General features: G+C 66.8%; 18 protein-coding genes. 15 read left to right on the top strand and 3 right to left on the bottom strand.

Annotation, left to right across the window (positions count from 1 at the left end):
• The first annotated feature begins 92 nt into the window (after window positions 1–92).
• The gene (locus tag DT603_RS07505; protein WP_162349252.1) at window positions 93–1,655 is read left to right on the top strand and encodes a transglycosylase SLT domain-containing protein; all 1,563 of its coding nucleotides are present in this window, start codon (window positions 93–95) and stop codon (window positions 1,653–1,655) included.
• Between the two features lie 177 nt (window positions 1,656–1,832).
• Window positions 1,833–2,111, top strand: coding sequence for a hypothetical protein (locus DT603_RS07500; RefSeq protein WP_162349251.1), 279 nt, complete (start codon window positions 1,833–1,835; stop codon window positions 2,109–2,111).
• Between the two features lie 46 nt (window positions 2,112–2,157).
• Here DT603_RS07500 and asd read toward each other — a convergent pair whose 3' ends face one another.
• Complete coding sequence (gene asd / locus DT603_RS07495; RefSeq protein WP_162349250.1) at window positions 2,158–3,012, bottom strand: archaetidylserine decarboxylase; 855 nt, start codon at window positions 3,010–3,012, stop codon at window positions 2,158–2,160.
• Window positions 3,009–3,662, bottom strand: coding sequence for an SCO family protein (locus DT603_RS07490; RefSeq protein WP_162349249.1), 654 nt, complete (start codon window positions 3,660–3,662; stop codon window positions 3,009–3,011). Before DT603_RS07490 ends, asd begins: the two co-directional genes overlap by 4 nt.
• A gap of 102 nt (window positions 3,663–3,764) precedes the next feature.
• Between DT603_RS07490 and prmB the strand changes: the two genes are divergently transcribed.
• From prmB to DT603_RS07450, 8 genes are all read left to right on the top strand, one after another.
• Window positions 3,765–4,694 carry a 50S ribosomal protein L3 N(5)-glutamine methyltransferase gene (gene prmB / locus DT603_RS07485; protein ID WP_162349248.1) on the top strand — a complete coding sequence of 310 codons (930 nt, stop codon included), beginning with the start codon at window positions 3,765–3,767 and terminating at the stop codon, window positions 4,692–4,694.
• Between the two features lie 99 nt (window positions 4,695–4,793).
• The gene (locus tag DT603_RS07480) at window positions 4,794–5,084 is read left to right on the top strand and encodes a GIY-YIG nuclease family protein (RefSeq protein ID WP_162349247.1); all 291 of its coding nucleotides are present in this window, start codon (window positions 4,794–4,796) and stop codon (window positions 5,082–5,084) included.
• 121 nt (window positions 5,085–5,205) lie between these two features.
• The gene (gene aroC, locus DT603_RS07475) at window positions 5,206–6,318 is read left to right on the top strand and encodes a chorismate synthase (RefSeq protein ID WP_162349246.1); all 1,113 of its coding nucleotides are present in this window, start codon (window positions 5,206–5,208) and stop codon (window positions 6,316–6,318) included.
• Entirely contained in the window at window positions 6,311–7,294 is a 984-nt protein-coding gene (locus DT603_RS07470) for a 2-hydroxyacid dehydrogenase (RefSeq protein ID WP_162349245.1), read from the top strand. The genes aroC and DT603_RS07470 overlap by 8 nt, the downstream gene beginning before the upstream one ends.
• An 88-nt stretch (window positions 7,295–7,382) precedes the next feature.
• Complete coding sequence (locus DT603_RS07465) at window positions 7,383–8,408, top strand: aspartate-semialdehyde dehydrogenase (RefSeq protein WP_162349244.1); 1,026 nt, start codon at window positions 7,383–7,385, stop codon at window positions 8,406–8,408.
• A gap of 55 nt (window positions 8,409–8,463) precedes the next feature.
• Complete coding sequence (locus tag DT603_RS07460) at window positions 8,464–10,251, top strand: type IV pilus assembly protein FimV (RefSeq protein ID WP_343037733.1); 1,788 nt, start codon at window positions 8,464–8,466, stop codon at window positions 10,249–10,251.
• A gap of 25 nt (window positions 10,252–10,276) precedes the next feature.
• Complete coding sequence (gene truA / locus DT603_RS07455) at window positions 10,277–11,059, top strand: tRNA pseudouridine(38-40) synthase TruA (RefSeq protein WP_162349243.1); 783 nt, start codon at window positions 10,277–10,279, stop codon at window positions 11,057–11,059.
• On the top strand, window positions 11,056–11,691 hold the full coding sequence (locus tag DT603_RS07450; RefSeq protein ID WP_162349242.1) for a phosphoribosylanthranilate isomerase: 636 nt from the start codon (window positions 11,056–11,058) through the stop codon (window positions 11,689–11,691). Before truA ends, DT603_RS07450 begins: the two co-directional genes overlap by 4 nt.
• 20 nt (window positions 11,692–11,711) lie before the next feature.
• On the opposite strand, the gene DT603_RS07445 is transcribed toward DT603_RS07450, so the two are convergent.
• On the bottom strand, window positions 11,712–12,626 hold the full coding sequence (locus DT603_RS07445; protein ID WP_162349241.1) for a LysR family transcriptional regulator: 915 nt from the start codon (window positions 12,624–12,626) through the stop codon (window positions 11,712–11,714).
• Between the two features lie 102 nt (window positions 12,627–12,728).
• Here DT603_RS07445 and trpB point away from each other — a divergent pair, with 102 nt between their 5' ends.
• The 5 genes from trpB (at window position 12,729) to DT603_RS07420 (ending at window position 18,231) form a co-directional block, all read left to right on the top strand.
• Complete coding sequence (gene trpB / locus DT603_RS07440) at window positions 12,729–13,946, top strand: tryptophan synthase subunit beta (RefSeq protein ID WP_162349240.1); 1,218 nt, start codon at window positions 12,729–12,731, stop codon at window positions 13,944–13,946.
• 145 nt (window positions 13,947–14,091) lie between these two features.
• Entirely contained in the window at window positions 14,092–14,892 is an 801-nt protein-coding gene (gene trpA / locus DT603_RS07435; protein WP_162349239.1) for a tryptophan synthase subunit alpha, read from the top strand.
• Between the two features lie 87 nt (window positions 14,893–14,979).
• Window positions 14,980–15,876, top strand: a complete 897-nt coding sequence (gene accD, locus DT603_RS07430; RefSeq protein ID WP_162349238.1) for an acetyl-CoA carboxylase, carboxyltransferase subunit beta — start codon at window positions 14,980–14,982, stop codon at window positions 15,874–15,876.
• Window positions 15,873–17,231: a phosphoglucosamine mutase gene (glmM, locus tag DT603_RS07425; RefSeq protein WP_162349237.1), complete on the top strand. Its 1,359-nt coding sequence runs from the start codon at window positions 15,873–15,875 to the stop codon at window positions 17,229–17,231. Before accD ends, glmM begins: the two co-directional genes overlap by 4 nt.
• A 46-nt stretch (window positions 17,232–17,277) precedes the next feature.
• Complete coding sequence (locus tag DT603_RS07420; RefSeq protein ID WP_162349236.1) at window positions 17,278–18,231, top strand: isopenicillin N synthase family dioxygenase; 954 nt, start codon at window positions 17,278–17,280, stop codon at window positions 18,229–18,231.
• The last annotated feature ends 25 nt before the right edge of the window (window positions 18,232–18,256 follow it).

The raw sequence follows: 18,256 nt of genomic DNA, 5'->3' as shown, positions 1-18,256 counted from the left end.
ACCTGTCGCGCAGGGCAATGGCCGCGTTTGTCAACCTTGCCCCATGCAACGCTGCAGGGCTAACCTGCGTTTTTCCCGTAGTCCGGTTGCTGATGTCTTCCCCGATTCCGTCGTACCGCGCATGGCCCCTGCTGGCCGTGCTGCCGCTCCTCCTTCTTGCTCCCTCGGCCCTGGCTGCGTCCGCACGCGACAAGGCCGCCCTCGAAGTCCTCGACCAGCGCATGTCCACCGCGGAGAAGCGCTATCGCGACGCCTTGGTGCTGAGCGCCAACAGCGATCCCAAGGGCACCAGCGAGGGCGATGCCGCGCTGGAGGACATGGAAGACGTCATGGATGCGTGCCTGAAGCAGCGCGGCTGCCAGGTGCACACCATGCTCACCGCCTACAAGCGCCTGCTGAAGCAGAACGTGGATGCCGAATCATCGGCGTCGGACCTTGACGGCGATGTCGACGTCCTCGACGACGGCACCGACCACGCCGGCGTGCTGGGCGCGAGCACCCCTGAATCGGCGCGCGCCGCGGCCCTGCTCAACGACCAGCGCCACGCCTTCGACAGGATGGTGCAGTACAACCCGGCCGTGCAGGCCGGCATCCGCCGCTGGCTGACCGACATGCGGGTCTCGCTGATCACCAGCTACGAGAACTACCAGTACGTCAAGCCGCTGATGTGGCCTTCCTGGGAAAAACACGGACTGCCCGAGGCCCTGCTGTTCGGCATCATGGCCAAGGAATCCAACGGCCGCGTGCATGCCAGTTCGCGCGCGGGCGCGGCGGGCCTGATGCAGTTCATGCCGGCCACCGGGCGCCGGTTCGGCCTGGGTCCGGATGGCACCGGCTTCGATACGCGCTTCGATCCGACCGCGGTGGGCATGGCCAGCGCCGAATACCTGGACGAGCGCATGGGCGCGCTCAACCGCAGCATCGAATATGCCCTTGCGGCCTACAACGGCGGCGAAGGCCGGGCGCAGCGCGTCTACAACGATTTCGGTGGGCGCGGCTTCTGGGAGGAAGCGGTCTACAACCAGTTCCCCGGCGAGACCAAGGACTACGTGCCGATGGTGATCGCGGCGGCCTGGTTGTTCCTGCACCCGAAACAGTACGGGCTAGATTTCCCCCGGGTCGAGTCGCAACCGGCGACCTTCAACCTGGCCAGGCCGGCTTCGATCTACGAGCTGACCATCTGCCTGGGCAACGGCGGCACCCGCGACGGCTACATGCGCGCGCTGCGCAACCTCAATCCGCGCTACGAACCCAATACCTGGATTCCCGGCGGCACCCAGATCCGGGCGACCTCGAAGATCGCCAGCCTCTACAGCCGCAACTGCATCAACGGTCCGCGCGCAGACCTGGCGCGCACCCTGATCGCGGCCAATGTCGACGCCGCCGTGGTGCGCAGCGTGGGCATCGTCGACGTGGGTGACATCACCGCCGTCGCCGGCGTGCCGACCACGGTGGCCACCGGCGCGCCGAAGCCGGCCAAGCCCAAGGTGGAGCAGGTGCGTGAATACCGGGTGGCGCGCGGCGACAACCTGGGCAGGATCGCGAGCAGGTTCGATTGCGACATCAAGAAGCTGGCGCAGGCCAACGGCCTGAAGGCGCCGGGCTACAGCGTCAAACCGGGCCAGGAACTCAAGCTGCAGGGCTGCAGGAAATAGCCGTGCCGGGGAAGTCCGGCGCTGGCGGTAATTCGCATCCGGCCCACGGCAACGATGAATCCTGGCGTGGACCGCTGTAGGAGCGACGCCAGTCGCGAAGCTCCCGGCAATTCAGTTGTCCACTGCTTCGCGACTCGCGTCGCTCCTACAACCGGCAGGCGTCGTCGCCATCAGGGTGTGGACCTTGGGTCCGAGCCTGGGTTGACGAAAATTTGTCCAACGGAAAGGCTTTTTTGTATTCCGGATAGCAAAAAAGCCCTTCCGGAAAGGGAAATAGCTGTTCCGGAAAGCGGAAAAGTCATTCCGGAAAGCGAAAAAGCTGTTCCCGAAGACAAAATAGTCATTCCGGAAAGCGAAAAAGCTGTTCCCGAAGACCAGATAGTCATTCGGGAAGGCCAAATAGTGATTCCGGAGGGCCAAATAGTGATTCAGGAAGGCCAAACAGGCATTCCGTAGGGTCGCGAGGCCAGCAAGCGTCGCAACGCGCCCGGACCCAACCCCGTCAGGCTTCCCGCGGCAGCAGCCTTGCCAGTGCCTGGCCCAGTTTCACGGGGGACTCGGCTTGCAGCTCCGTGGCCAGCTCGGCGACGCCGGGCGGTAGCAGGATGATCACGGTCGAGCCGTAGTTGAAGCGTGCCATCTCGGCGAACCGCTCCAATGTCACGCCCTTCCCACGCCAGTCCTTGCGCGTGATCGCATCGCCGTAGCGCGGGATCTCTTCGCCGCTCCACACCGTTTCCACGCCCGACACCAGCAGCGCGCCGACCATCACCGAGACCATGGGGCCGAAGCTGGTGTCGAAATGGCAGACCAGGCGCTCGTTGCGCGCGAACAGCCGCGGCACCGTGGCCACGGCGGCGGTGCCCACGCTGAACAGCCGGCCCGGTACGTGCACCGTCTCGCGCAGGGTGCCGGTCCACGGCATGTGCACGCGGTGGTAGTCCTTGGGCGACAGGTAGACGGTGGCGAACAGGCCGTTCTCGAATGGTCTGGCGGCCTCGGCGTCGCCCAGCAGCTCGGCGGCGGTGTAGGACTGTCCCTTGGCCTGGAAGATGCGCCCGTCCTGGATCGGGCCGCACTGGCTGATGCGGCCGTCGGCGGGCATCAGCAGCGCCCGCGGGTCGGGATCGGCCACGCGCGCGCCGGGTTTCAGCGCGCGGGTAAAGAAGGCATTGAAGGTCGGATAGACCGTCGGGTCGGACTGCGCGGCTTCGGACAGGTCCACGCCGAACTTGCGCGTCACGGTGTCGATGAGCCACTGCTTGGTCCGTGGCGATGAGGAATACGCCAGCCGCCGTGCCAGCGACGACATCAACCGGTGCGGCAGCAGGTAGGTCAGGCGGGTGACCAGGCTCATTTCATCACCGCATGCGTCAGCGCGGTCATGTCGCCGGCGATGACCTTGGGCTGGAACGGCGGCTTGATGAAGCCGGCCATGCGTCCCTGCGGATCCAGTACCGCGATATTGGCCGAGTGGTCCATGCTGTAGTCCTGCGGGTTGCTGGCGAAAGTCTTGCCGGGCATCTTCTGGAACACGAACATCAGCGACCTGGCGAAGTCCTCCAGCGCGGGCACGTCCGCGGTGGCGGCCAGGGTGTCCGGGTGGAAGGCATGGGCGTACTCGCCGATGCGGGTGGGGGTGTCGCGTTCGGGGTCCACCGACACGAACAGCACGCGCGGACGCACGCTGTCCGGCAGCGAGGTCCACTGCTTCTGGGCCTGGGCCAGCTCGGCCAGCGTGGTCGGGCAGACGTCGGGGCAATGGGTGAAGCCCAGGAAGACCAGCGTCCAGTGGCCCTTCAGTTCACCCGAGACCAGCTGGGTGCCGTCGGACTGGCGCAGCGAGAAATCGGGAAGGCTGCGTGCCTGCGGGAACAGTGTGATGCTCTCGGTCTGCGGCCATTCCGGCGCGGCGTCATTGCCGCCAAAAAATTTCTGTGCGGCCAGCAGGCCCAGACCGGCGGCCAGGGCGATGACGAGGATGAAGCCGATCCTGCGATTGAACATGGGGTGTCCTGTTGCGACGAACCGACATGATACCGGCGCGCCCGTGCCACCACCCCTATAATTCCCGGGCCCGAAACCCCGGGTGTCCCTGAAAGCCTTGCCATGACTGCCGATCCGGCCGCAGAACTGCATACGATCATCGACCTGATCCGCTACGGCGCCAGCCGCTTCAATGCCGCCGGCCTGACCTTCGGGCACAGTTGCGACAACGCGCTGGACGAGGCCACCCAGCTGGTGCTGCATACGCTGCACCTGCCCAACGACCTGGGGCCGGCCTACGGCGTGGCCCGGCTGACCATGGCGGAGAAGGCGCAGGTCCTGGCGCTGTTCGAGCGCCGCATCGACGAACGCGTGCCGATCGCCTACCTGACCGGCGAGGCCTGGTTCGCCGGCCTGAACTTCAAGAGCGATGCGCGCGCACTGGTGCCGCGTTCGCCGATTGCCGAACTGATCGAAAGCGGCTTCGAACCCTGGCTGGGCGGGCGCGAGGTGTTGCGCGCGCTGGACCTGTGCACCGGCTCGGGCTGCATCGCCATCGCCATGGCCCACTACAACCCCGACTGGCACGTGGACGGCGTGGACATCAGCGACGACGCGCTGGCCCTGGCCGAAGAAAACAAGGCGCGCCTGCACGCCGACAACGCCCGCTTCAGCAAATCAGACCTGTTCTCCGGCCTGTCGGGCGAGCACTACCAGCTGATCGTCACCAACCCGCCGTATGTCACCAACGACGAAACCGATGCGTTGCCCAAGGAGTATTCCTACGAGCCCGAGCTGGGCCTGCGCGCCGGCGACGACGGCCTGGACCTGGTCCTTAAGATCCTGCGCGATGCCCCGCTGCACCTGAGCCAGGACGGCCTGCTGATCTGCGAAGTGGGCGAATCCGAGCACGCGCTGGTGAAACTGCTGCCGGACGTGGAGTTCGTCTGGATCGAGTTCAAGGTCGGGCAGATGGGCATCTTCGCGGTGGAATGCAGCGAATTGATCGTGCACCACCATCGGATCAGGGAGCTGGCGAACGCGCGGGGGTGAGTCGCCATCAGAGTTCCGACGGAGCACCCCGGCAAGCACGCGAAGTTTTTCTTTTGCCGTCATTCCCGCGTAGGCGGGAACCCATGCCCGTAAACCCAGATGAAACAGCCGGCCGTCTACATCCTTGCAAGCGATAGAAATGGCACTCTGTATGCGGGGGTTACCAGTGATCTGCTTGCCCGCACCTGGCAACATCGCGAACATCTGGTAGACGGATTCACCAAGCGCTATGACGTCACCATGTTGGTCTGGTACGAGCTGCATGCCACGATGGACACCGCGATCACAAGGGAAAAGCAGATCAAGAAATGGAATCGCGCATGGAAGCTGCGGCTGATTCAAGAGGCGAATCCACGCTGGCGGGATTTGTGGCCCGACATCATCGGATAGAGTATGGGCATGGGTTCCCGCCTACGCGGGAATGACGAGCAAATTGAAGGGCGATTCCCGCCCGTGAGGCATCCAGCAGCCGACCGGCTGCTCATGACGGGCAAATACCGAGGCAGCGACGTTGAATACTTTCGGACATCTCTTCCGCGTCACCACCTTCGGCGAATCGCATGGGCCAGCCATTGGCTGCGTGATCGATGGCTGCCCGCCGGGCCTGGAAATCGCGGTGGAGGAATTCCGCCTGGACCTGGATCGCCGTGCCACCGGCAAGTCGCGGCATACCTCGGCGCGGCATGAGGCCGATGAGGTGGAAATCCTCAGCGGGGTGTTCGAGGGCAGGACCACCGGCACGCCGATCGCGCTGCTGGTCCGCAACACCGATGCGCGCAGCAAGGATTACGGCAGGATCGCCGAACAGTTCCGCCCCGGACACGCCGACTACACCTACTGGCAGAAATACGGCATCCGCGATCCGCGCGGTGGCGGTCGTTCCTCGGCGCGCGAGACCACCATGCGCGTGGCCGCGGCGGTCATCGCCAAGAAGTGGCTGGCGCTGCAATTCGGCGTGCGCGTGCGCGGCTATCTTTCGCAGCTGGGCGAAATAACCCCGCAGGCGTTCGACTGGAATGCGGTCGAGGACAACCCCTTCTTCTGGCCGTCGGCCGAACAGGTGCCGCTGCTGGAGAGCTACATGGATGCCTTGCGCAAGTCGGGCGACTCGGTGGGCGCGCGCGTCAACGTGGTCGCCGATGGCGTGCCGGCCGGCTGGGGCGAGCCGGTCTACGGCAAGCTCGATGGTGAGCTGGCGGCCGCCTTGATGAGCATCAACGCGGTGAAGGGCGTGGAGATCGGGGACGGCTTCGCCGCGGTGACCCAGAAGGGCACGGAACACCGCGACGAGATTTCGCCGCAGGGTTTCCTGTCCAACCACGCCGGCGGCATCCTGGGCGGCATTTCCACCGGCCAGCAGGTCACTGCGTCGATCGTGCTCAAGCCCACTTCAAGCCTGCGCCTGCCGGGCCACACGGTCGATATCGAAGGCAACCCGGCCGAAGTCATCACCACCGGCCGTCACGACCCCTGCGTGGGCATCCGCGCCACCCCCATCGCCGAGGCGATGATTGCGCTGGTGCTGATGGACCAGGCGTTGCGCCATCGCGCCCAGTGCGGCGATGTCGGCCCGGTGCAGCCGCTGATCCCGGGCAGCGTGCCGGCCGCGGGCAGCCATGGTTGAGTCGCGGCCGCGGGTGTGGGTATCGCAACCGCTGTTCGACGACGTGGTTGCGCGGCTCGGGGAATATTTCGAGGTCGTTTCCACGCGGGACGTAACCGAATACTCGCCGGCGCAGATAGCGGAGGCGCTCAGCCGCGCCGACGGCGCCCTGGTGACCTTGAACGAACGCATCGGCAGTGATCAGATCGCCGGCGCGCCGCGCCTGCGCGCCATCGCCAATGTCGGCGTGGGCTACAACAACCTGGACATCCCCGCGCTGGCACGCGCCGGCATCGTGGCCACCAACACCCCCGAGGTGTTGACCGAAACCACCGCCGACTTTGGTTTCGCACTGATGATGGCCGCCGCGCGCCGGATCACCGAGGCCGAGCGCTGGCTGCGCGAGGGCCAGTGGCGGCAGTGGTCGTTCCAGGCAATGCTCGGCGCCGACCTGCATGGCAGCACCCTGGGCATCCTGGGCATGGGCCGGATCGGGCAGGGCATCGCCCGGCGTGCGTCGGGTTTCGACATGAAGGTGCTGTACCACAACCGAAGCCGATTGCCGGAGGCAGTGGAACAGGAGACGCGCGCTTCCTATGTGGGCTTCGACGAACTGCTCGCACAGGCCGACCACCTGGTCCTGGTGCTGCCGTATTCGAAGGACAACCACCATGTGATCGACGCCCGCGCATTGGCGAAGATGAAGTCCACCGCCACCCTGGTGAACATCGCACGCGGCGGCATCGTCGACGAGGACGCGCTGGCCGATGCACTGGCGTCAGGACGGCTGGGGGCGGCGGGACTGGATGTGTTCGAGGGGGAGCCGGCGATCAACCCGCGCCTGCTGGCGCTTGCCAACGTCGTGCTGACCCCGCACATCGCCAGCGGCAGCCTGGCCACCCGGCGGGCGATGGTGGCCCTGGCGGTGGACAACCTGATCGCCGCCATGGGTCAGGGCCCCGACGCGGGGCGGCCGCCGAATCCGGTCAGCGCGTAAGCGACCGACTTTCCGTTATCCTCACAAGTCCATGCAGGGGCGGGCTTGCCCGCTGCTGCCAAATGCACAACACACTCGAAAAGAAGAAATGAGCAACCAGTCCCGAAGCTTCAAAGTCGCGGTCGTTGGCGCCACCGGCGCCGTCGGCGAAGTCATGTTGTCGATCCTGGCCGAGCGCAAATTCCCGATCAGCGAACTGGTCGCCCTGGCCAGCGAACGCTCGGCCGGCGCCGACGTCGACTTCGGCGGCCGCAAGGTCGCGGTGCAGGACCTGGCCACCTTCGACCCGACCGGCGTGGACATCGCGCTGTTCTCGGCCGGCGGCGGCATTTCGAAGGAATACGCGCCGAAGTTCGCCGCCGCGGGCGCGGTGGTGATCGACAACTCCTCGGCCTTCCGCTACGACGACGACGTGCCGCTGGTGATCAGCGAAGTGAACCCGGAGGCGGCGAAGAACCGTCCGCGCGGCATCATCGCCAACCCCAACTGCTCGACCATGCAGATGCTGGTGGCGCTGGCGCCGATCCATCGCGCGGTCGGCATCGAACGCATCAACGTGGCCACCTACCAGTCGGTTTCCGGCGGCGGCCGCTCGGCGCTGGAAGAACTCGGCAAGCAGACCGGGCAGTTGCTCAATTTCCAGGCAATCGATCCGCAGCGCTTTCCGGTGCAGATCGCCTTCAACCTGATCCCGCACATCGACGACTTCCAGGACAACGGCTACACCAAGGAAGAAATGAAGCTGGTCTGGGAGACCCGCAAGATCCTCGGCGACGACAGCATCCAGGTGAACCCGACCGCCGTGCGCGTGCCCGTGTTCTACGGCCACTCCGAAGCGGTCAATGTCGAAACCAGAACCAAGATCAGTGCCGCCGAGGTGCGCAAATTGCTGGAATCGTCGCCCGGCATCGAAGTGGTGGACGACCCGGTGGCGGGCGGCTATCCGACGCCCGTGACCCATGCTTCCGGCAGTGACCTGGTCTACGTGGGACGCATCCGCGAGGACTTCTCCCATCCGCGCGCGGTCAACCTGTGGATCGTCTCGGACAACATCCGCAAGGGTGCCGCGCTGAATGCGGTGCAGGTGGCGGAATTGGTCGCCGCTGGCGGCTGAGGCTATATTCGGCACCGGGAATGAGGGGAACATTCGTGACACAGGCTGCCAAAGCGTGAGCAAGCAACATCCAGGAAAAACGGGCGCGTGGTCGGTGGCGAGCCTGGCGGGCGCAGCCTTGCTGATGTTCAGCACCGCGGCCATGGCCCTGGGGCTGGGCGAAATACGGGTCAAGTCGCAACCCGGCCAGCCGCTGCTGGCTGAAATCCCGATCATTTCCACCGAGCCGGGCGAGCTGGAGCAATTGCAGGCCCGGCTGGCCTCGCCAGTGACGTTCGAACGCGTGGGACTGGCGCGCCCGGAAGGGCTGGTCAGCGGCCTGGGTTTCGCGGTGGGCCTGGACGATGCCGGCAAGGCCGTGATCCGGGTGACCAGCACCGAGCCGGTGCAGGTCGCGGCGGTGAATTTCCTGATCGAGGTCGACTGGGGGCAGGGCAGGCTGGTGCGCGAATACTCGGCGCTGGTCGACACCCCCTCGGCGGTTGCCACCGCCAGCCAGCCGATCATCGAAGCCGCCACGGCGGCGCCTTCCAACACCATCATCCGCGATGCCACTCCCATCGCCGCCTCCGGATCCAGCGCGTCACCCACCGAGGCTGCCGCTGCGCCTGAGACGGCAACGCCGGCGCCGGCGCGTGCGGTGGCTGCCGTCGCCCCGCCGGCCCCCGCATCTGCTGCCAGCGGTGAAGTCCAGGTGCAGCGTGGCCAGACCCTGTCCCAGATCGCAAGCGGGTTGGGCCAGGACTACCGGCTCGACCAGACCATGCTGGCGTTGCTGCGCGCCAATCCGGATGCTTTCATCAATGGCAACATCAACCTGCTGAAGCAGGGCGCCGTGCTGCGGGTTCCGCCTTCGGCCGAAGTGGCCCAGCTTGGCGAGTCCGAAGCCGCCGCGCTGGTGCGCGACCAGCTGGCCGAGTGGCGCCAGGCGCGCAGGCCCATCCCGCAACCGGTGGAAGCGAGGGCGGCAGCGGCTGCCGCACCCGCGTTGCCGCCGCGCGCGGCGGCGCCGGCAGCACCGCAGGTCGCGCAGGCACGGCTCGAGATCGCGCCGCCGGCGGCGAGCGCGGCGAAGCGGGCAGGAACACAATCCGGCGTTGATGCCGAGGGCGAGGGCGACATGCTGGCGAACCAACAACTGGTGCTGACCAAGGAAGAACTGGCGGCGCGCGAATCCGAAGTGCGGGAGCTGCGGGCCCAGGTGTCCGAGCTGGAAGGTTTGAAGCAGCAGCAGGCCAAGCTGATTGCCATGAAGGACAGCGAGCTGGCCGCCGCCCAGCAGCGCCTGGCGCAGAACCAGGGCGGCGCATCGCAACCGCTGTGGCTGTGGGCGGGCCTGGGCCTGCTGGTCGCCGGTCTGGTCGTGGCCTGGCTGATCAGCCGTCGCAAACCTTCGGTAAAGGCAAGCCCGCGCACGGGCTACGACAGCGCGGCACTGGCTGCGGCGATGCCGGTGAGCGGTGCGGTTGCCGCCCCGGTCGAGGCGGAAGTCGACGAGCCGCTGGACCCGGATTTCGACAACGACTACGAAGATGGCGTGCCGGCTGCGCTGGCCGAGGCCGACGATGAATCAGCAGCGGAGGACGCCGGCGCCATTCCTGCGCCAGCAGCACAGGCCTGGACCAGCGCGGCGGTCAAGCCGACCTGGCATACCGGCGAAGCGGGCCTGGACCTCGCGCCGCTCAACCCGGCGCCTGCCGGTCGCGAGCGCCTTGAGCTGGCCATTGCCTACCTGGACCTGGGCGACGTGGAGACCGCACGCGGCCTGCTGGGTGAAGTGGCTGCCGGTGGCGATGCCGCCGCGCGCGATGAAGCGACGCAGTTGCTGCGCGATATAGGTTGAGCGCACTCCGCAGGGAGCGTTGCTGATGCGTTACGCACTGGGCGTCGAATACGACGGGTCGGACTTCCATGGCTGGCAGCGACTGGCCCCGCACGGCGAGGCGGGCGTGGCGACGGTGCAGGCCACGCTGGAGGAAGCGCTGTCCACGGTGGCCGCCCATCCGGTCCAGGTCGTGTGCGCCGGACGCACCGACGCCGGCGTGCATGCGGAATGCCAGGTGGTGCATTTCGACAGCGAGGCAGTGCGTACCCCGCGCAGCTGGAGCCTGGGCACGACCACGCGATTGCCGCCATCGGTGTGCGTGCGCTGGTGCCAGCCGGTGGCCGCTGATTTCAATGCGCGCTTCTCGGCGCGCGCGCGCCGCTACCGCTACCGGATCCTCAACCGCGCCGTGCGCCCGGCCCTGGGCAGGCAGCAGCTGAGCTGGGAGCGCCTGCCGCTGGATGCCGATGCCATGCATCGCGCCGCGCAGGCCTTGCTGGGCGAACACGACTTCAATGCCTTCCGCACCGTGCACTGCCAGGCGCCCCACGCGGTGCGCGACCTGCAGCGGCTGTCGATCAGCCGCGAGGGCGAGCAGGTGGTGGTGGAGGTGCAGGCCAACGCCTTCCTCCACCACATGGTGCGCAACCTGGTCGGCTCATTGCTGCTGGTGGGGCGGGGTGAAAAGCCGGAAGACTGGATGGCCGAACTGCTGGCCGGTCGCGATCGCACCCTGGCCGGACCCACGGCGCCGGCCGACGGCCTGGTGTTCCTGGGGCCGCTGTACCCTGCAGCCTGCGGACTGCCGGCGGAGCTGAACCTGTGACCCGTACCCGCATCAAGTTCTGCGGCTTGTCCCGTGCCGAGGACGTGCGCCTGGCGGTGGAGCTGGGCGTGGACTACCTCGGCCTGGTGTTCGCGCCGCGCAGCCCACGCAAACTGCTGCTGGGGCACGCGCGCATGCTGCGCGACCTGGTGCCCGAGGAAATCGCGGTGGTGGCCCTGGTCATGGACAACCCGCGCGCTGACGTCGAGGCGCTGGTGGAAGCCGTGCATCCGGATCTCCTGCAGTTCCACGGCGCCGAAACCGATGCTTTCTGCTCCGGATTCGGCGTGCCGTACCTGAAGGCGATCGCCATGGGCGGCACGGACGAAGACGCCGCCGCGCTTGCCGCAGGATTTCCCGGGGCCTATGGCCTGTTGCTGGACGGTCACGGAGCGGGCGAGCAGGGTGGCAGCGGGCGGCGCTTCGACTGGCGACGCGTGCCGCAGCTGGACAAGCCGGTGCTGCTGGCCGGCGGACTCAGCAGCGAAAACGTGGCCACTGCCATCCACACCGCGCGACCGTGGGGGGTGGACGTGTCCAGCGGCATCGAATCCTCGCCGGGCATCAAGAGTGCGGACCGCATGCGCACGTTCGTGGATGAGGCCCGGCGCGCTGACTCGTTGCCCGGTTGAAGGCCTCCGGCTGAGGAGGCTCAGGCGGCCGTGGGTCCGGCGGGTTGCGATGCGGACAGTTCCCGCTGCAGCCACTCGCCGAGCAGGGTGATTCGGCCGTCGACGCTGCCGCGGCGGCAACAGAGCACCCAGCGACCGGGAGCCTGCACGAAGCCCCAGGGCGCCACCAGCCTTCCGGCCGCAAGGTCCGCGCTGACCAGGGGTTGCGGGGCGATGGCCACGCCCAGTCCGGCCACCGCTGCTTCCAGCAGGTAATAAAGATGTTCGAAGCCCGCCCCCAGATCCAGGCTGCCGGGTTCCAGTGCATTGGCCGATGCCCACGCCGGCCAGGCCTGGGGGCGCGAACTGGTGTGCAGCAGCGACTCCTCCAGCAAGGCTGCCGGCGGCTGCCCGCGCAAGGAGGCGAAGCCCGCATAGCGCGGGCTCACCACCGGGCCGATGCTTTCGGTCGCCAGTTCCTGCACCTGCCATCCCTGGTGGAAGGGAGGCTCGGCAAGCAGCAAGGCGGCATCCAGCCCCGCCAGTGCCGGGTCGAACTCGCCTTCGTTCACGACCAGGTGCAGGTTCAATCCCGGCAGTTCGACCGCCAGCCGCGGCAGGCGCGGAATGACCCAGCGCGCCAGCACGCTGCCCGGGCAGCCCAATACCAGCGCTGATGGGGCGCTGTCGCGACGCAGGCTGGACCAGGACGCCTCCAGTTGCTGGAAGGCAGTGCCGGTGGCATCACGCAGGCGCAGGCCCGCATGGGTCAAGGCCAGGCCGCGTCCGTGGCGGGCAAACAGGGGCTGGCCCAGTTCGGCCTCCAGCGCCTTGATCTGCCGGCTGACGGCGCCGTGGGTGACATGCAGTTCGCCTGCGGCCCGGGTCACGCTTCCCAGCCGGGCGGCGGACTCGAAGGCGTGCAGGGCGTTGAGGGAGGGCAGGGTTCGGGCCATGAAGTGTGAGTTTTACTGACGGGTGGGTGAGATTTTATCGATTTATTGGCGCGTTCGTGTGCGTTAAAGTGCGGTCCCCCCAGACCGCAGTCGATCACCACGATGAACCAGGCTCCCATCACCGACTACCACGCCTACCCCGACGCCAATGGCCACTTCGGGCGCTACGGCGGCCGCTTCGTCGCCGAAACGTTGATCGGGCCGCTGCAGGAGCTGGCGGCCGCCTATGACGCCGCCCGCGTGGACCCGGCCTTCATCGCCGAATTCGAAAAGGACCTCAAGCATTACGTCGGCCGCCCCAGCCCGATCTACGAAGCCGAGCGCCTGTCCCGGGAAGTCGGCGGCGCCCGCATCCTGCTCAAGCGCGAGGACCTGAACCACACCGGCGCGCACAAGATCAACAACACCATCGGCCAGGCCCTGCTGGCCAGCCGCATGGGCAAGACCCGCATCATTGCCGAGACCGGTGCCGGCCAGCATGGCGTGGCCAGTGCCACTGTCGCCGCACGCCTGGGCCTGGAGTGCGTGGTGTACATGGGCGCCACCGACATCGAGCGCCAGAAGATCAACGTCTACCGCATGCAATTGCTGGGCGCGAAAGTCGTTCCGGTGACCTCGGGTTCGCAGACCCTGAAGGACGCCTTGAACGAAGCGATGCGCGACTGGGTGACCAATGTGCAGGACACCTTCTACATCATCGGCACGGTCGCCGGCCCCGACCCGTATCCGCGCATGGTGCGCGACTTCAATGCGGTGGTCGGCCGGGAGGCGCGTGCGCAGATGCTGTCGGAATATGGCCGTCTTCCCGACGTGATCACCGCCTGCGTCGGCGGCGGCAGCAATGCGATCGGCCTGTTCCATGCCTTTCTCAACGATGCCGGCGTGAAGATCGTCGGCGCCGAGGCGGCCGGCGACGGCGTCGAAACCGGACGTCACGCCGCCTCGATTTCCGCGGGCCGCCCCGGCGTGTTGCATGGCAACCGCACCTACGTGATCTGCGATGACGACGGCCAGATCACCGAGACCCATTCGGTGTCCGCAGGCCTCGACTACCCGGGCGTGGGCCCGGAGCATTCCTTCCTCAGCGACGCCGGGCGCGCGCAATACGTTGGCGTCACCGATGACGAGGCACTGGCCGCCTTCCACACCCTGGCGCGCACCGAGGGCATCCTGGCCGCGCTCGAATCCAGCCATGCCGTCGCCCAGGCGATCAAGCTGGCGCGCGAACTTCCAAAGGACGCGCTGGTGCTGTGCAACCTGTCCGGACGCGGCGACAAGGACGTGCATACCATCGCCATGCGCGAAGGCCTTGAGCTGTAGACGAATCCCTTCTCCCTGCGGGAGAAGGTGCCCGAAGGGCGGATGAGGGTGCGGCGGAGTCCACGCGTATCAACCATCACTGCTTCGCCGCACCCTCACCCCAACCCCTCTCCCGGTGGGAGAGAGGCTCAAACGAGGCTTCATCGTGAGTCGAATCGCCAGTCGTTTTTCACAACTCAAAGCAGGTCGCCGCAAGGCCCTCATCCCCTTTATCACCGCCGGCGACCCTTCGCTGGAAGCGACCGTGCCGGCCATGCACGCACTGGTCGAAGCGGGCGCGGACGTGATTGAACTGGGAGTGCCGTTTTCCGACCCGATGGCCGACGGCCCGACCATCCAGCGCAGTTCCGAGCAGGCCTTGCGGCGCGGGGCCGGGCTGCGCTACGTGCTCAAGGCGGTCGGCGAGTTCCGCCAGCGTGACGCCACCACGCCCGTGGTGCTGATGGGTTACCTGAATCCGGTCGAGATCCATGGCTACGAGCGCTTCGCCGCCGAAGCCGTTGCCGCCGGCGTCGATGGCGTTCTGCTGGTCGACCTGCCTCCGGAAGAAGCAGCCGACACGCGCGAGCTGTTTTCGCGGCACGGCCTGGACCTGATCGCTCTGGCATCGCCGACCACCTCCTCCGAACGCATGGCGATGCTCTGCGAAACCGCACAGGGTTACCTGTACTACGTCAGCTTCGCCGGGGTGACCGGCGCCGGCCACCTGGACACAACAGCGGCAGGGGCCAGGTTGCATGACCTGCGCGCACATAGCCGGGTCCCTGTCGTGGCCGGCTTCGGCATCAGGGACGCGGCCAGCGCGGCCGCCATGGCCGTCGAAGCCGACGGGGTAGTGGTGGGCAGCGCGCTGGTGGCCAGCCTTGCCGATGCCATAGATCCTGCGGATGCGGCTTCCCGGGCCGCGGCATTCCTGGCTCCGCTGCGGGCCGCGCTGGACGCCTGACCCGCGATCGACGGCGCCTGGGCTAAACTTCGCCGCTGGCTGAAGCGCCGAAACTGAACGGGACACCGCAAATACCATGGCAAACGCATGAGCTGGCTCAGCAAACTGATGCCGTCGGGCATCCGCACCCAGGCGGGCGCCACCAGGAACAAGCGCAGCGTGCCGGAAGGCCTGTGGGAAAAATGCGAGCGCTGCGGCTCGGTCCTCTACCGGCCCGAGCTGGAGGAGAACCTCGAAGTCTGCCCCAAGTGCAACTTCCACATGGCCATCCGCGCCCGGGCACGCCTGACGGCGCTGTTCGACCCCGGAAAGCTGGAGGAAATCGGCGCGGCCCTGGGCCCGGTGGATGCGCTGAAGTTCAAGGACCAGAAGAAGTACGTCGACCGCATCAAGGCCTCGCAGAAGTCCTCCGGCGAGCGTGATGCGCTGGTGGTGCTGCAGGGCACCCTGAAGGAGCGCCCGCTGGTCGCGGCGGCCTTCGACTTCGCCTTCATGGGCGGCTCGATGGGTTCGGTGGTAGGCGAGCGCTTCGCCCTGGGCGCCGAACGCGCGCTGCAGATCGGCTCTCCATTCGTGTGCTTCTCCGCCAGCGGCGGCGCACGCATGCAGGAAGGCCTGCTGTCGCTGATGCAGATGGCCAAGACTTCCGCCGCGCTGGGCCGCCTGCGCGAAGCCGGCCTGCCGTACATCTCGGTGATGACCCATCCCACCACCGGCGGCGTGTCGGCCTCGTTCGCCATGCTGGGCGACATCAACATGGCCGAACCCGAAGCCCTGATCGGCTTCGCCGGCCCGCGCGTGATCGAACAGACCGTGCGCGAAACCCTGCCGGAGGGATTCCAGCGTTCCGAGTTCCTGGTCGAACACGGCGCCATCGACCAGATCTGCGACCGCCGCGAACTGCGTGACCGCCTCGCCGACCTGCTGGCGTTGATGATGAAACAGCCAAAACCAAAGGAGGGTCCCTTGGTGGACGCTGCATGAGCAAGAAAAAGTATTTCGGCACCGATGGCATCCGCGGCCGCGTCGGCGAAGGCCCTATTTCCGCTGATTTCATGCTGCGGTTGGGCAATGCCTACGGGCACGCGCTGCGCGCCTCGGTCAAGGCCACGGACGACTGGCGCAAGCCGCGCGTGCTGATCGGCAAGGACACGCGCATTTCAAACTACATGTTCGAAGCCGCGCTGGAAGCGGGCCTGGTGGCCGCGGGCGTGGATGTGGAGCTGATGGGCCCCATGCCCACGCCGGCGGTGTCGCACATGACCCGCTCGTTCCGCGCCGACGGCGGTATCGTGATCTCGGCCTCGCACAACCCGCACCACGACAACGGCATCAAGTTCTTCTCCGCTGAAGGCGAAAAGCTGGACGATGCAACCGAACTGGCCATCGAGGCGGCGCTGGAGCATCCCTTCCGCACCGTGCCTTCCGAGCAGCTGGGCAAGGCAGTGCGCAGCCGCGATGCTATCGGGCGCTACGTCGAGGCCTGCAAGAGTTCGGTGCCGCGGCAGTTCGGGCTGGACGGCATGCGCATCGTGGTCGACTGCGCCAATGGCGCGACCTACCAGGTCGCCCCCTTGGTGCTGCGCGAGCTGGGTGCGCGCGTGGAGGTGATCGGCGCCGATCCCAATGGACTCAATATCAACGACGGGGTTGGCTCGACCCACCCCGAAGCCCTGTCATCCCGCGTTCGCGAGAGCGGCGCCGACCTGGGCATCGCCTTCGATGGCGACGGCGACCGCGTGCTGTTCGTGGATGGCGACGGGACCGTGGTCGATGGCGATGGCCTGGTCTACATCCTGGCCAACGACTGGAACCGCACCGGGCGCCTGCGCGGCCCGGTGGTCGGCACACTGATGACCAATTACGGCCTGGAACAGGCCTTCGCCAAGGCCGGCATCAAGTTCATCCGCACCAAGGTCGGCGACCGCTATGTGCACCAGGCCCTGGTGGAAGGGAAGGGCATCCTGGGCGGCGAGGCCTCCGGTCATCTGCTTTGCCTTGACCGCACCAGCACCGGCGACGGCATCGTCAGCGCCCTGCAGGTACTGGAAGTGCTGAGCCGTACCGGACTTTCGCTGCGCCAGGCGCTGGCCGGACTGGTGATGGTGCCGCAGAAGACCATCAACGTGCGCTTGAACAATGGCGCCCGCCCCACCGAAGCGGATAGCGTCAAGGCGGCACTGGTAGAAGCCGAGGCAGCCGTAGCAGGCCGTGGACGCGCCTTCCTGCGTCCCTCGGGCACCGAGCCGGTCGTGCGCGTCACCGTGGAAGCGGACGACGATGCCCTGGTGCAGCGCACGCTCGACAAACTTGCCGACGCGGTGCGTGCGGCATCCTGAACCTCCTTCTGCCTGTGCAGAACGCAACAAGCAACCAGAGCATTCCATGTCCGAAAGAATTCCAACCCTCGATATCAACCGTTTCATCAATCCGTCCAGCAGCAACGACCGCGAGGCGTTCGTCGCCGAACTGGGCGCGGCTTATCGGCAGTGGGGTTTCGCTGGCATTCGCAACCACGGCATTCCGCAAGGTGCCATCGACGCCGCCTACGATGCGTTCCGCAATTTCTTCGCCCTGCCGGAGGAAACCAAGCGCAAGTACCACGTGCCCGGCAGCGGCGGCGCCCGTGGCTACACCCCGTTCGGCGTGGAGACCGCCAAGGACTCCAAGCATTTCGACCTGAAGGAGTTCTGGCACATCGGTCGCGAAATCCCGCGCGATTCAGAATACGCCGACGTGATGCCGCCGAACCTGTGGCCAGATGAAGTCCCGGGCTTCCGCGAACATGGCTATGGGCTCTACCAGGCGCTCGACCAGCTGGGTTCGCGCGTGCTGGCGGCGCTGGCCCTGCATCTGGAACTGCCGGAAGACTATTTCGCCGACAAGACCAACTCGGGCAATTCGATCCTGCGCCCGATCCACTACCCGCCGATCACTGCCGATGACATCCCCAACGTGCGCGCCGGTGCGCACGAGGACATCAACCTGATCACGCTGCTGGTGGGCGCCAGCGCCGCGGGGCTGGAAGTGCGTTCACAGCAGGGCGAGTGGGTGCCTTTCACCTCTGACGCCGACACCATCGTGGTCAACATCGGCGACATGCTGCAGCGCCTGACCAACCACGTGTACCCGTCCACCACCCACCGGGTGACGAACCCGCCGGGGGAGCAGGCGCGCAAGCCCCGTTATTCGGTGCCGTTCTTCCTGCATCCCAACCCGGATTTCCTGATCGACGTGTTGCCTTCCACGATTACGCCCGGTAATCCCAAGCGCTACCCCGAACCGATCACAGCCCAGGGCTACCTGGAAGAGCGGCTGCGCGAGATCAAACTGAAGTGATGGCGACCCGCGTGTACGGCCGCCG

This window comes from Pseudoxanthomonas gei, from assembly GCF_010119615.1.
GTDB classification, from domain to species: domain Bacteria; phylum Pseudomonadota; class Gammaproteobacteria; order Xanthomonadales; family Xanthomonadaceae; genus Pseudoxanthomonas_A; species Pseudoxanthomonas_A gei.
This window is presented reverse-complemented; position numbering and strand designations above follow the sequence as displayed.